Origin of the sequence: Lactobacillus xujianguonis (genome assembly GCF_004009905.1) — a bacterium.
In the GTDB taxonomy this organism is placed as follows: Bacteria; Bacillota; Bacilli; order Lactobacillales; family Lactobacillaceae; genus Lactobacillus; species Lactobacillus xujianguonis.
In genome coordinates, this window is sequence record NZ_ML136871.1 from 109,507 (window position 1) to 122,332 (window position 12,826).

Here is a 12,826-nt window from a genome sequence, read left to right on the forward strand (position 1 = left end):
CATCCCTGCCAGTCACCATCGTCATCGTACACTGTGACTTTCATGTTGCTCCTTAATAATCATATGCATCGTTAAGCATTTCTTCTAAGTCGTTTTGCCAATCATCTGTATCAAAACCATAAATCCACTGTAATTTATTTAACATTGCAGTAAGTAATTCATTTGCCTCATCTTGACGTTCAAATTTGTTTGAGTAAGATTCAATTTCATTAAGTATTGAATCAATTGCCTTTCTACGTTTATTTGCTCTCACTGTATTTTTAGGCACATCTTTAAATACCAGCGTTCCACGTTTTAAACCTATTGCTTTTTCAATATTCCTTAAATTTAATTCATCTGAATCAACAACTTGTGCATATTCCTCATTTTCAGATGTTAAATAGTTAATCATTCCTGAAACTAGTCTTCTGTTAACTGCTGTAACGTATTCTTGTTTGTCAGTGTCATAAATAATTGCTTTAGTCATTTTCGTGCTCCTTTTCAAACTCTTCTTTGGCTTTTTCTGTTAGGAACTTAAGCGTCAGCATCGTAGCATTAAAGCCTAAATAAAGTTTTCTTGTGTTAACTTTATGACCTTTATTCCAATGCCATTGTTGTCTTTTGACATCACTTAACTCAGACTCAACAGTTTTAATTCCATCATTAAACAGTTTTTTATCAATCATTTTCCTTCTCCTTTAGCCATTTCAACCCCAAAATGGAGTAGCCGGCTAAATCTAATAACGTATCTTCAAGTGATTCATCATTTTCCTTTAGCTCACCCTTTTTAATCAACGAACTAATTCGATTAAATTTATCGCCCAAACGAATTTTCAAAACTAGCAAGCCATCCTCATCCAGTGATTTACCAAATGAATCGCCATAAGCATCATTCTTTTCCTGTAATGTTTCAGCCAAATGATCCGTGTACTTGATGAAAGGGTTAGATTTATTCATCGGAATAATTAATTCATGATTAGAATTTCTAACTGCTTCAATCTGATTAATGAAATCATTTAATAAAGATTCTTGATGAGAATTAAGAAATTTTAATCCATTATTCAACCATTTTTTCTTAGTGAAATCATAAATATCTGTTGGATGAAGTGGATGACTAATTATGCCAATTTTTTCCACATTCATAGCATTTTGTTGTTTTAGCAATGGTAACCACGCTAGATCAAGTCTGTCGTCAATTTTACGTACTGCTGCAATTAATTCTTCTGGTCTAGTGTCTTTAGTAATCTCAGTCATTGCTAGGCTCCTTTCTAACGTCCCGCATGTAGTCCTATTGATAAAGGTTCAATCATATAAAATCCTTTCTAATTTGATGATTAATTGATTAGTATCGCTTTTATCGTCATAATCAATTAATCTGATAATTCCGTCATGTGACTTCCACACCGGCTGCGCGATGTGGTAAGCGAACTTAATCGTGGTACCGTCACTGTAATACCAATTTCCGTTTTTGAAGTTAATCATCTCTTATGTTTAAAAACAAAACTTGATCACGATCAATTATCGTAAATTCCTTATCATTATTGTTAAAGTAAAGAAAATGGTTACTTGATTGATCCAATCGAATACTGTCTTTCAATTCTTTTGCATCTGAATATGAATCACACAATTCAACAGGAAAGGTAAACTCTTTTCCGTTTTTTAAGGCAACTTTAACTTTCATTTTTCCTCCACATCAACTGAGTACAAACATGAGTTGGTCTTGTGACTAGTTTTCAAAAAAAGTGACACGTTTATGTTTAGTTCGTGACGGCTACAAGTCCTACAGCCAGTAGTATTGTGTTAAGTATTACTACTTTTTTTCTTTTAAATATATTTATAAAAAAGAAAAATAATATAAAAAGATATGTTTTTAAACTAATCATTTCAAAAAAAGCAATCACAGCCATACGGACGCAAGACTTGCCGCGATTTGTTAACTAGTCATATCACATCACAGCTAGTCACAGATTAATTCCAGTCAAAATGAAGTGGTTCTTTTTTTAATTTAATACCGATATAGTATCGTCCATCGCTTCTATGTTCTTTTGGAAGTTTCTTAGTCATTTCTTTGCCAAACTTAGTCATTGACATTAAGTGTTCATTGGAATTTTTAGCCCAATCACGGTAGCAATCGTATAACGGTCTAGCTTGAATGCTATAACCGCCACCTGCAACACAGCACTCATCAAGGAATGCTTCAAGCGGATCCATACTTTGTCTGTATGTTCGCGATGCATCCCTGACTTTATCAGGATCTTTAAGACCCTCTCTCTGCCACATGATTGCACCCTGAACGATCCAATTTAAAATTCCAGTCCATTCAGATCTCAACTTGTTTTCCAAATTTTTATCAACTTTGTTTTCTGGAATCTGGACATTGAATGGAATAACTTTTAGTCTGCGCCAGATACCCTCATCAGTACCTCTGATAAATGGTAAGTGGTTAGTTGCCATCCAGATTTTAAATTTAGGATCATATTCGAATTCTTTACCGTAAAGAAACCGTGCTAGAATTTTATCTCCACCGGTCAATTGCTTAACTAGTGATTCGTCTAAGCGACTACCCTCATTAGCTTCAGAACTGGTTACTAACCTGGTATTTTCCAATCGGGCAATGTCAGAATTAGCACTCCCTCCCGAATTGTGGACGACAATGGATTCAACTGACATTTGTTTAGCATAAGAACCAAGAATGTTTCTCAAAGTATTAATAAATACTGATTTACCATTACGACCAGTACCAAGTAGTAAAAACATTACTTGTTCTGCAGTGGAACCAGTAGCAGAATAACCAACAGCTTTTTGAATGTAATGAATTAATTCTGGATCATGATTAAAGATTTGATCTAAGAAGGTTTCCCACATTGGAGCATCAACATTGTCTGAGTACTCTGCTGTAGTTTGCTCACTAAACATCATCTTGATGTTGTGATCTTTTAACTCACCATTAGTTAAATCAACATATCCGGATTCAGTGTTTAGAATCATATTGTCATGATCAAACAAACCGTGATTAATCGTGACGTATTTTTTAAATTCATCGATCATATGAACTTTGGCCATATGAGAGCGAGAGTCTTTGATAAATTTTCGCCACTCATTCATGATCTTGCTGCTATCCGTTTTAGTTGAAAAACTATTATCTGGTTTTTCAGTTTTGATTGAATTAACAACTTTTTCTGCGGCTAGCTCAATGTGTCTGCCGTTATCTGGTTCCCAATATGATCCATTATAGAAATACCACTGCTTGTCATCAGCTAAATACCGGAACACTTCACCGAATTGGTCATTAAGTCTCTGTCCTCTCCCCGTATCATCCCAGGAACGAGCAGGCTTTTTCTTTTTTGGCTGATTCCATGCAAAAGTTAATTTAGGTTTCTTACCATTCTGCTTAGGATCATAAATGTTTTGTGTGTCATTGATAGCCCTATTTAACAGGGATGTTCCATAAGTAGTGGCACCGCGTTTTTCATCGTATTTTTCTCGCATCAAAGTACTGTTTCGAAAAATAGTATCCATCTTGTGAAAGTCACGTCCACACCAGAAGGCAAGATCATTAGCAAATGCAAGATCAGCTTCAGATTGAGAGCCGTAAAATTGTTCCCAACCGCCCTCCATGAACATCTTGAATCGTGTACCAATACTTGAAGCCTCAGCTTTTTTAATAATTTCAGGAATTGAAAGATCAATTGCAGAAATCTCAGTATCACTGACTGTGTTTGGAATTTTCTTTTCCTTGCCAAATAGAAAATCGTAAAGCGTCTGCATTTCAGAATCATTGAGCGATTGAACTCCAGGTGGGCTAATTGAATTACCAGTTAGTGCAAAGAAACGTCCTTTTTGATACATTTCAAAATTTCCTTTTCTTCTGCGTCTGCCTGGAATCTTGCCTTTAAAGATTGCATGGATCCCGGTACCACTTTGTGATATTTCCATGTAAGTCCCTTTAGTTAATTGTTTGAATTTATTAACTAAGTTGTCTGGAGTATTGTCACCTTGATGCCAATCGGATATATCATCTTGAATGTGATCAATATCCAAGCCTACATAGCCATTAGCAAAGTAAAACGCTAAGCCGTCTGCATGTGCATTTTCTTGCAATGCTTGGTAAGCAGTATCAAAATCAGACCATGTATTAGGGTCATTTGACTTACCGGTTCTACCAGTATGCGGATCAAGTGGAATTTTAGTGTTTTTCTTTCGCTCCGGCACCCATTTCAAATGAAACAAGCCCCATTGTTTCAATTCTTTTAACTCATTAGGAATCGTTTTTTCGTAATGTGTGAATTTTGCCACCTATTAATCACCTCCACATTACATAAATGATGTAAGCAATCACGAGTAACAAACATAATCCACTAAGGATAATTTCTATTTGCATATTCATGATTAGAATGGAATATCCGCATCACTTAACTCAGTGGCATTTGCATCACCGCGCGTACCTTGGAATGGATCATCTGCTGCAGGCTTAGCACCTTGCTTTGGATACTTGGTTGGATGCCATGAGTTAGTGAAAGTACTGTTTTGTTTACGTTTTTCACCTTGATATTCGTTCTCACCAAGTGAAACGTAAATTCTAACAAACTTGCCTTCACAAGCTTTCATCAAGTCATCTTTACCTTTGATGTACTTGTCAATTTGTGCTTGAGTTAAGCCAATTGCATCAGCGATATTTGCTAAATCCTCTTGGCTGTACTCACCTGAATCTTGACCGGTGTTAGGATCTTTAGCAGTCCATACATTAGCAAAGTAGTGTCTGCCATGTTCCTTAGCATTGGTGTCTTTAAGTTCAGGTACTTTATCCAAATCATCACGAATTAAGAAATCGAATTTCATGTATTCGTGACCACCCTTACTTGCATCACCAGTAACTTTACTGATTTGCATTTCGTAAATTCCTTTTGGAATCAAATTTGATTTGTCGTTTGTTTTTTCTTTTAAGTCAATAAAACCCATTGTTAAATAAATCCTTTCTGTTTAGCTACATGCCATGCCCATCCTGGTTTAAAGTGATGTGCCTTTCCGTACATAGCTAATTCTTTAAAACTGGTTAGTTCGCTAACCTTTTTCTTTGCAATCAAATCAATATGAAATTTTTGTGCTTTGATTGCTCTTAATTCTTGATCTTTCTTCTGTTTCAACTTTCTGATCTCAACTGAGAAATCATGACCACATAACGGGCAAGTAACATCACTTGCTTCAATTACCGCAAAACATTCAGGACAAGTTTTAATTGCTGGCCCATCTGCAGTAGTTCCTTCTTTGCGTGGATGTTTCTCCCAATCTTCTAGCGACCAGTGAAAGTCACTATCAGGCAAACCGAATCTCTCAAAATTGCCGACTTGATCAATGATTACAGCATGTTTATTAGGTTGATATCGCATGGCTCTCATGGCTTGCTGTAAGTAAACTACTAAGCTTTGCGTTGGCCTTAGTAAAACAACGCATGAACAGTCCGGCACATTGAAGCCCTCAGAGACCAAATCAACGTTACAGAGCACTTTTATTTTGCCTTGCTTAAAACTATCCATGATCTCCTCTCTCTTCTGTGTGGGCGTGTGAGAGTCAGCATGGACGGCATTTATTCCAGCATCTCTAAATTCTTGAGCGACAATTTTGCTAAAACTAGTTGAGTGACAATAGACAATCGTTTTACGATTCTTGGCAAATTTAAGCCAAGATTTAACAATATCACCATGAATAATAGAGTGCGTAAAATCGTCCATAGATTGTTTTGTGTAGTCACCAGTAGAACTATGCTTAAGAACATTTTTATCGCCTAGCTGGTAGCCGTAGACGGTAAATGGAGCAAGTTTATGATGCTCAATTAACCACTTAGTAGTTGGTCCTTGAACCATAGCGGAATAAATGTCTTTGAAGCCTTTACCGGATAGCCGCCACGGGCTTCCAGTAAAACCAAGTCTTGGAACATCAGAGTAGTAATCAAAAATCTTACGATAAGTTTTGGCCCGTGAGTGTTGAGATTCGTCCACAATTAATAGATTTGGTTTAGGAAGTATTCTTAATCTATTTGCGACTTTACCAACGGTCATAACTGTACAACGACTCATATCAACATTTTGTTGAACAAAAGATTCTTGAATTTGTTTAACTAATTCTTGTCTATGGACGAAAAATAAAACTCTGCCATTTTTACGTGTGGTTAAACGGGCTATTTCACTGATTACAACTGACTTTCCAGAACCAGGTGGACTTACAATGAGTACTCCTTTATGTCCCTTAGCCAGCTCAATTCTTGCCTGATTGACTAACTTTTGTTGATAATCAAATAGTTGAAGCATTTAATCCTCATCTGAATCATCAAGAGAATCCTGTGAATCGTTAAAAAGATCATGAAACATTTGACTCATCTCATTGCCTTTCATGAGATCTTGATAGGTGTTCTTAGTCTTCATTTTGGCTACATCAGCCAATCCTAATGCAATAAGAGGATCAGCAGCGCAGTAGAATCTAGCTCCATCTGGCGCTTTGGTAATAATCAAAATGTCCGTTGCACCATTTTCTTCAATATCCTTTTTGGCAGCTTCAATCTTGTCTAGCATTTGTTTCTTTTCCATTTTTTTAGCCTCTTAATCTATCCTGATAATTCCTTCAGGACACTTACTAAAACCGTCAAAGCACTCTTTCAAAATTGAGTTGCATACCTCAACGGTGCCTAATCCTTTTTCATGATCTACTTCAAACTTCCTGAAGTCTTTTGGATCAGAAGTAAGGAAAGCCATACTTGCCCAAATAGGTTTGATCATGTCACGCGCTTGCTTGCCTTGCCAATCTCTAGCCCAACCACATGGAAGATGATCCATTATGTTTGAATAATTCCAGGAACAATGAACGCCTTCCCAAATTTCATCATGTGGCGGTTCAGCATCAACTAAGCTAATCCAGTAACTCATGATTTACCTCTTTTAATCGAATCAACTGCTTTGTCTAAGTCGGACTTCTCTATCTTGAATAAGTCCTTAGCTTTGCATCCTCTTCTATCATCTAGACGATTCTTAGCATAAATATCTATAGAACCTTGTAAGATAATTCCACGTTCTCCAGATTGTGTTTTTTGAATCATCCTTCCAACTAAATCGCAGTTACCCATTAAGTAATCTCTTGGATTAGGTCTAATATCTGGACCGTACTGCATAAACTCTTGACCACTTGGATCAGTGATCTTGTTTTGTGTTTCCCAAGCTGTTACTAGAATATTGACATCCCACTTAAACGCATAAGCAATGAACCGTGTGATATAAGTACTCCATTCACCGTAATCGGAAATCTTGTTGTCTAATCCGGTCTTAGTTTCTCTAGCTTTTTCAACAAAGAACAATTTCTGTAAATTGCTGATGTTATCAATCACTAAGTTGTCGTACTGATCTGGATCAAATACTTCACTAAATTTGTTTACATCCTCAATTGGCTTATTTGGATCAATCACCCAAATATCGTTGTTACCTTGCCAAAATGGAATTCTTCTAAAAGAATTGTCCAAACTCAAGAGGTAAGTTTTACCTTTCAAGTACTTACTAAGTGTGGTCTTACCTACACCCGGCACACCGTAAACAAGCCAGCGGTAGTTTTCCTTAGGTGCATTATCCCAACTGAAAGCAGGCATTATTCCTCACCTGCTCTCTTAATGATCTGTCTCACTCCCTCAAGACTGTGGAGGACGTTGCGAGTAATGACTTTTTCATTTTCTTCAATCATTAATTCTTTGAAATGCTTGAATTCTGATGTGTTCATGACCGCTTGATAAGCTTGTCTAATGTCTCCGTCTGAAGGAAGCATTTCCCACTTACTGGAAAACTTTTCTGCAGCCTCGTCATGAATCATTGCTTTAAAATCATCTTCATTAATCATCGATATCAGCCTTCTTTCTTAATGCTTTTTGATAGATATCGTTTTGAGCATCAGTAAACATTGCTTGTAACACTGCAGTAAAAGTTTCAGAACCTGATGCATGGAAATTGGTTGGGTTATCTGGCTTATTTTTCTTAAGCCATCTCACTGCTCCATCCCAGGTCTTACCTTTAACTCGTGAATGGTAGCTAAGCCAATTTGTCCAGTCTTGGATATCTTTTTGAGTTTCAGTAATCCAAACTTGGAAGTTTGTCATATCTTTATCTTCCATAGCGCATATCCTCACCATCGTAATAATCAATTAAGAAATCTTTTAATTCCTCATCGTCATCGCAATTACTCAAGAAATAGTGATAAGCGTCAACAATGTTTGTAAAATCTCCACGCTTTACAACATCATCTGGAGCATCTTCTAACTTCCTAAGGATGAATTCCAAGTAAGTGTCATACTCCTGTTGATAACCAATACCGCAAACGTGGTTAGTTTCATCAATGACAGTTAAGCAATCTTCACCTTCAAACTCTTCACGTTCTTTTTGAAGTCTGATGTATTGACGCTCTCTCATCATTTCTTTAGCTGATTTTGTTTCCAATTTTTGTCCTTCCTAGCAAGTTCTGCTGAGTAAGTGACGACTGGAGTTGTTGCCCATAACTTGTCTCTTGTCTTTTTTACTGAGCTTCATTTTTCCTCCTATAACAACTCTGCTACCGCTGACCAGAAGTCATAGCAAATTAGGCTAAAACCTAAAAGCATAATTACTGCTAACAGTGTTAAACCGATTTTTTCTGAGCGGCTTTCTTGATCCGTTACCGGCTTACGATTCCACTCAATATCTCGTCCTGTCATGTGTTGCCTCCTACTTAACTAAGAAGTTATCTCGCTTAATTCGTTCAATAGCTTTATTTGTATAAAGCCATTGCGGAACTTCTTTATCCGAACTAGCTGATTTACTGTTAACCCATTTGCCATATTCATTTTGGCCAGGTTGTTCAGCCTTCAGCCCCAATGCTTTAGCAACATGTCCTACTCTCCAGCCGGTTATGTTTAAGCTTTCACCAACCTCATTTGCTGTGTAGTATTTTTCTTGCATTACAGGTAAGGTCATTTCACCAGTAATAGTTGTTGCGGCTTTAGCTAACAGATTTTGCTTTAAATCACTTTCATCAGATGCCATTGCGATTTTGTAAAGCAGAGTAGCTTTCTTTACTTTTGAATTTTCTTCCATAATTGAAAGACGTTTTTTCTTTTCATCGGGGATGTAAGAACCTGTCTTTCTGATTTGTGGAAGTACTCTAGAAGTTACCCAATGTTTAAATTTCTTAGCATTTGGCATCTTGCTGTCAAAAATCAATGAGTACACGCCAGATTCATTGATGACCATTTTGTTACTGAAGTCATTTTTATCCGTCCAAAGGCTTATGCATGAATCGCGGTAAGCCTTGTAGCTCAAGGCTTTTTGATCTTCTTTATCAACATGCTGGCTCAAAGTTGCTGATAAATTCTTATAGCCCAAAATTTCAGCGACATCTTTACCAACAAACCATGGTTCATTTTCAATTTCCAAAGCTCTTACATTGCTTTGCTCAAATTGAAAAAGTTGAATTGCGTTTGTCATGGTTACTTCTCCTTTCTATGGAAGCAAGATTTTGTAGTCTACTCCCAAGTAATCGGCAACTTTCTTTAAAGTTGAGATCTTTGGTTCATGCTTTTCCCAACGATAAATGGCATTTTCGCCAACACCTGATTTTCTTCCAATTTCTTTCAAGTCCTCATTCCGCATTTTCCCTAAGGTCTTGATTGTTTGAATTGTTTTTTCAGACATGATTTCACCTCTATTGATAAAATAAGTTGCACGTAACTATCAAAAGTGATACTATCTAGGTATAAGAAATAAGGCTAAGCGAATAAAGTTATTATTTCTTAACTAGGCAGTTTATTATTGTTTTAATAGTATTTATGCTGTCCTGTTCCTTCAGGACAATTTAAATAATACTACCATTTTTGATAGTTGTAAAGCACAAATGCTATCGTTTTTGATATTTATTTTATTTTTTACTTCAAAGCATTGGTAGGACGGTATTATGAGTGTTTATGAAAATATAAAAGAAATAGCCCAAGAACATGGACTAAGCATAAAAGAAGTAGCAACTAAAGCTGGTATTGGTGAAAATAGCATTTACAGATGGAGAACTAGCAATCTATCTACTGGCTCATTACAAAAAGTTGCAGATGCTCTCCATGTGGACGTGAATGATTTAACGGTAAAGGATGATGAAACACCGGAGTTTAGAACTATTCAAAGAAATGCTAAGAAATTGAATCGGAGTAATCAAAAGAAGTTGTTAGATATTATGAAAGCAGCATTTGGAGACGCCTATGGAAATGATACAAATAAATAAGCCCAATTATAAAAAAGTTCAACAAACTGCATATTCTATTTTGGAAACACATCCCTATTTTTTTAATATGAGTTTTCCAATAAGTCCAATAGATATAATTCAAAACGTCCCAAACATTAAATTAGAAACGTATTCTAATTTAGCAGTATTAACTGAAAGTTCTAATGATGAAATTGCAGAGATGCTAGATAGTGAAGAAGGATCTACTTTCTTTGATCCTACTCAGAATAGATATGTAATTGCATTTAATGAAAATCGTAACGAACATAGGATTAGATTTACGCTTGCACATGAACTAGGGCATATTTATTTGGGTCATTTATTAGAAAATGCGCCAGATGATTTATACAAAATACAAGAAACTGAAGCAAATTATTTTGCAAAAAGATTATTAGTACCTCAACCATTTATTTGTAAAGCACTAGAAATTACAGATTTACAAACTTTGAATACGAGTGATATTTCAATTCTCTTTAACGTAAGTATGGAAGTGGCTGGATATTCAATAAATAATTACAATTGTCTTCCCTTTACTCCTAGAAATGATGAAATGTGTAAGCCTTTTATTAAAGGAATTAATAGACAAATGACAATTTTACAGATGGCACATCGTATTAGTCCATCTGCTTAATCGTCCACAGAGCCGTTAAACCTGATATAGATGTGGAGGAACAAAGAAAATTGAAGAAAAAAGTTTTAACCTTGTTTTTAACTTTGTTTGCTGTTACAGCATTGGGAATGTCATCTAATGTTCAAATGGCACAAGCTAAAGTTAAAACAACCAAATATACATATGTAGATAAGCATTCCATTATTTATGGAAATAAAAAAGGCCATATGTGGATTCGTAAAGTCTATGGTTATCGTATGTTAGACATCGATGGTAATTATGAGTATTCAAGAATTATTGTTACTGGTATTTTTACTAACAGAAGTAAACATAATGTTTCACCTTTAGACTTTTTTAATCAGCATTTCAAAATGTTTCAAGTAACTAAAAATGCATGGCACGATCTAGATCCTGAAGGTCCTATTCCTGATGCGCCCACTGATTATTTTGATGAATTAGGTAATGATGGTATTAGTCATGTGAGACCACATAAATATGTTGAATTTGCTTTTTCTGATGATGACGTCCCTGTAAAGCTACATAAACATCAAAAAATAGTAGTAAGAGCATATCATGATGCATATCTTCCATCTAAAAAGTTAGCAACTAAGACATTCAAATTAGGTGGTATCGAAAGCACTATGAGTGCTGATGATTCTGAAATTTTAGCTGAAGAAGACGACTAACTTAAACACAAAAAATCCCACCTACCGCTGGCACGGTAAGTGGGACAACACTAATTAATATTGAAATGTAATTAAATAGTATAGACGAAAGGCACCGACTGGCATCGGTGCCTTTCGTCTACCCTATTTTAGCAAAAATATGGGGTAAATTAAAATGGCAATTTATAAACGTGGTAAAGTTTGGTATGCACGTCTGTATTGGCGCGATAAAACTCAAAAACGACACTCTAAATCCAAAGGCGGTTTTAAAACTAAATCGGAAGCAAGTGCTTGGTATGCTGAAACTAAGGCTAAATTAGTTAAAGGCTATGATGTTAAATCTAATCCTGTTTTAGTTGACTACTATTGGCATTTTTATAAGACGTTTAAAGAACCTAAATTGCGCCCAAGTACTAAGAAAACCTATCATACAGCACTAATGCCTTTGAAAAAATATTGGCATCAAACAAAATTGAAAGATATAACTCACGATGATTGGCAGCAGTTTATGAATTGGATGGGTCAACGATATGCTAAATGTTCCGTAAAAAATATCATGCTGCTATCTACAATGCAATTGATGATGGTATAATTAATCGTGATTTCACTCAACGAATCACGATCACAGGTACAACTAAACGAACTCGTTTAGATAAAGTCCGTATGCTCTCTGTGGATGATATTGAGCGACTAATTAAATTAGCAAAATCAAGACGCAGAATTACTCAAAAAGCAGATGCAACTAATCTCAAAGGAAATATATCGGATTATGTAATTTTAACTATGATCTTAACGGGTATGCGTATTGGAGAATGCCTGGCTCTGAAATGGCATAACTTACATTATGATACTTCCACAATCGATATACATCATGAATATGAAAGTGATTCACATCATCTAGGTCCTACTAAAACTCCTTCTTCATATCGTACTATTACTGTAAATTCTCAACTTCTAGACATTTTAAAAGAGCTTAAGGTCAATCATACTGATTATGTATTTGGCGTCTCTCAACGTAAATTACCACCTGCTAGGAACAGCGTTGATCATGAACTTATTCGCATGATGAAAATGTTAAATATTCCTACTGATGCTTTTTCCAATCATATGCTAAGACATGCTCATGTAGCATTATTACTTCATTGGGGTGCTAGTATTTATGAAATTAGAGACCGTATGGGTCACTCAAATATCACAACCACTCTTAATACTTATGGTTATTTAATTAGTGAGTCAAAGCATGAAAACACTAAGTTAATTACAGATAATTTTTCAAAATTTATATAATAAGTGTGTGTCA

22 protein-coding genes are annotated in these 12,826 nt (G+C 35.7%); 5 read left to right on the forward strand and 17 right to left on the reverse strand.

The genetic code is table 11. The features are described from left to right. Nucleotides 1-52 precede the first annotated feature (52 nt). From EJK17_RS00550 to EJK17_RS00625, 17 genes are all read right to left on the reverse strand, one after another. On the reverse strand, nucleotides 53-466 hold the full coding sequence (locus EJK17_RS00550) for a hypothetical protein (protein WP_127796110.1): 414 nt from the start codon (nucleotides 464-466) through the stop codon (nucleotides 53-55). Continuing rightward, nucleotides 459-665 carry a hypothetical protein gene (locus tag EJK17_RS00555; protein ID WP_127796111.1) on the reverse strand — a complete coding sequence of 69 codons (207 nt, stop codon included), beginning with the start codon at nucleotides 663-665 and terminating at the stop codon, nucleotides 459-461. The genes EJK17_RS00550 and EJK17_RS00555 overlap by 8 nt, the downstream gene beginning before the upstream one ends. Further along, nucleotides 658-1,233 carry a nucleotide modification associated domain-containing protein gene (locus EJK17_RS11670; protein WP_246011962.1) on the reverse strand — a complete coding sequence of 192 codons (576 nt, stop codon included), beginning with the start codon at nucleotides 1,231-1,233 and terminating at the stop codon, nucleotides 658-660. The genes EJK17_RS00555 and EJK17_RS11670 overlap by 8 nt, the downstream gene beginning before the upstream one ends. Nucleotides 1,234-1,281: 48 nt before the next feature. Then, entirely contained in the window at nucleotides 1,282-1,461 is a 180-nt protein-coding gene (locus EJK17_RS00565) for a hypothetical protein (RefSeq protein WP_127796112.1), read from the reverse strand. Next, entirely contained in the window at nucleotides 1,454-1,660 is a 207-nt protein-coding gene (locus tag EJK17_RS00570; protein WP_127796113.1) for a hypothetical protein, read from the reverse strand. Before EJK17_RS00570 ends, EJK17_RS00565 begins: the two co-directional genes overlap by 8 nt. 287 nt (nucleotides 1,661-1,947) lie before the next feature. Continuing rightward, a complete protein-coding gene (locus EJK17_RS00575) occupies nucleotides 1,948-4,275 on the reverse strand; it encodes a phage/plasmid primase, P4 family (RefSeq protein WP_127796114.1) in 2,328 nt (775 codons plus the stop codon). A 93-nt stretch (nucleotides 4,276-4,368) separates the two neighbouring features. Then, complete coding sequence (locus EJK17_RS00580) at nucleotides 4,369-4,938, reverse strand: DUF669 domain-containing protein (RefSeq protein WP_103661870.1); 570 nt, start codon at nucleotides 4,936-4,938, stop codon at nucleotides 4,369-4,371. Between the two features lie 2 nt (nucleotides 4,939-4,940). After that, on the reverse strand, nucleotides 4,941-6,284 hold the full coding sequence (locus EJK17_RS00585; RefSeq protein WP_127796115.1) for a DEAD/DEAH box helicase: 1,344 nt from the start codon (nucleotides 6,282-6,284) through the stop codon (nucleotides 4,941-4,943). Beyond that, complete coding sequence (locus tag EJK17_RS00590; protein WP_127796116.1) at nucleotides 6,285-6,560, reverse strand: hypothetical protein; 276 nt, start codon at nucleotides 6,558-6,560, stop codon at nucleotides 6,285-6,287. A 12-nt stretch (nucleotides 6,561-6,572) separates the two neighbouring features. Then, complete coding sequence (locus EJK17_RS00595) at nucleotides 6,573-6,896, reverse strand: hypothetical protein (RefSeq protein ID WP_127796117.1); 324 nt, start codon at nucleotides 6,894-6,896, stop codon at nucleotides 6,573-6,575. Next, nucleotides 6,893-7,606, reverse strand: coding sequence for an AAA family ATPase (locus EJK17_RS00600; protein WP_127796118.1), 714 nt, complete (start codon nucleotides 7,604-7,606; stop codon nucleotides 6,893-6,895). The genes EJK17_RS00595 and EJK17_RS00600 overlap by 4 nt, the downstream gene beginning before the upstream one ends. Next, nucleotides 7,606-7,851, reverse strand: a complete 246-nt coding sequence (locus EJK17_RS00605; RefSeq protein ID WP_103661865.1) for a hypothetical protein — start codon at nucleotides 7,849-7,851, stop codon at nucleotides 7,606-7,608. The genes EJK17_RS00600 and EJK17_RS00605 overlap by 1 nt, the downstream gene beginning before the upstream one ends. After that, a complete protein-coding gene (locus EJK17_RS00610; RefSeq protein ID WP_103661864.1) occupies nucleotides 7,844-8,122 on the reverse strand; it encodes a hypothetical protein in 279 nt (92 codons plus the stop codon). Before EJK17_RS00610 ends, EJK17_RS00605 begins: the two co-directional genes overlap by 8 nt. Next, the gene (locus EJK17_RS00615; RefSeq protein ID WP_127796119.1) at nucleotides 8,112-8,444 is read right to left on the reverse strand and encodes a hypothetical protein; all 333 of its coding nucleotides are present in this window, start codon (nucleotides 8,442-8,444) and stop codon (nucleotides 8,112-8,114) included. The genes EJK17_RS00610 and EJK17_RS00615 overlap by 11 nt, the downstream gene beginning before the upstream one ends. Before the next feature lie 98 nt (nucleotides 8,445-8,542). Further along, nucleotides 8,543-8,698: a hypothetical protein gene (locus tag EJK17_RS11355; RefSeq protein WP_168180692.1), complete on the reverse strand. Its 156-nt coding sequence runs from the start codon at nucleotides 8,696-8,698 to the stop codon at nucleotides 8,543-8,545. Nucleotides 8,699-8,708: 10 nt separating this feature from the next. After that, a complete protein-coding gene (locus EJK17_RS00620; RefSeq protein WP_127796120.1) occupies nucleotides 8,709-9,467 on the reverse strand; it encodes a BRO-N domain-containing protein in 759 nt (252 codons plus the stop codon). A 15-nt stretch (nucleotides 9,468-9,482) separates the two neighbouring features. Continuing rightward, a complete protein-coding gene (locus EJK17_RS00625) occupies nucleotides 9,483-9,674 on the reverse strand; it encodes a helix-turn-helix domain-containing protein (RefSeq protein ID WP_127796121.1) in 192 nt (63 codons plus the stop codon). Between the two features lie 259 nt (nucleotides 9,675-9,933). On the opposite strand from EJK17_RS00625, the gene EJK17_RS00630 reads away from it, so the two are divergent. The 5 genes from EJK17_RS00630 to EJK17_RS00650 all read left to right on the forward strand — a co-directional run bounded on the left by EJK17_RS00630 (nucleotide 9,934) and on the right by EJK17_RS00650 (nucleotide 12,813). Continuing rightward, nucleotides 9,934-10,251, forward strand: a complete 318-nt coding sequence (locus EJK17_RS00630; protein WP_127796122.1) for a helix-turn-helix domain-containing protein — start codon at nucleotides 9,934-9,936, stop codon at nucleotides 10,249-10,251. Continuing rightward, complete coding sequence (locus EJK17_RS00635) at nucleotides 10,229-10,882, forward strand: ImmA/IrrE family metallo-endopeptidase (RefSeq protein WP_127796123.1); 654 nt, start codon at nucleotides 10,229-10,231, stop codon at nucleotides 10,880-10,882. The genes EJK17_RS00630 and EJK17_RS00635 overlap by 23 nt, the downstream gene beginning before the upstream one ends. 50 nt (nucleotides 10,883-10,932) lie before the next feature. Continuing rightward, nucleotides 10,933-11,547, forward strand: a complete 615-nt coding sequence (locus EJK17_RS00640) for a hypothetical protein (protein WP_127796124.1) — start codon at nucleotides 10,933-10,935, stop codon at nucleotides 11,545-11,547. A gap of 154 nt (nucleotides 11,548-11,701) precedes the next feature. Then, nucleotides 11,702-12,118 (forward strand): Arm DNA-binding domain-containing protein, encoded by a 417-nt coding sequence (locus tag EJK17_RS00645; protein ID WP_127796125.1) that lies wholly within the window; start codon nucleotides 11,702-11,704, stop codon nucleotides 12,116-12,118. Further along, a complete protein-coding gene (locus EJK17_RS00650) occupies nucleotides 12,064-12,813 on the forward strand; it encodes a site-specific integrase (protein ID WP_127796126.1) in 750 nt (249 codons plus the stop codon). The genes EJK17_RS00645 and EJK17_RS00650 overlap by 55 nt, the downstream gene beginning before the upstream one ends. Nucleotides 12,814-12,826: the final 13 nt, after the last annotated feature.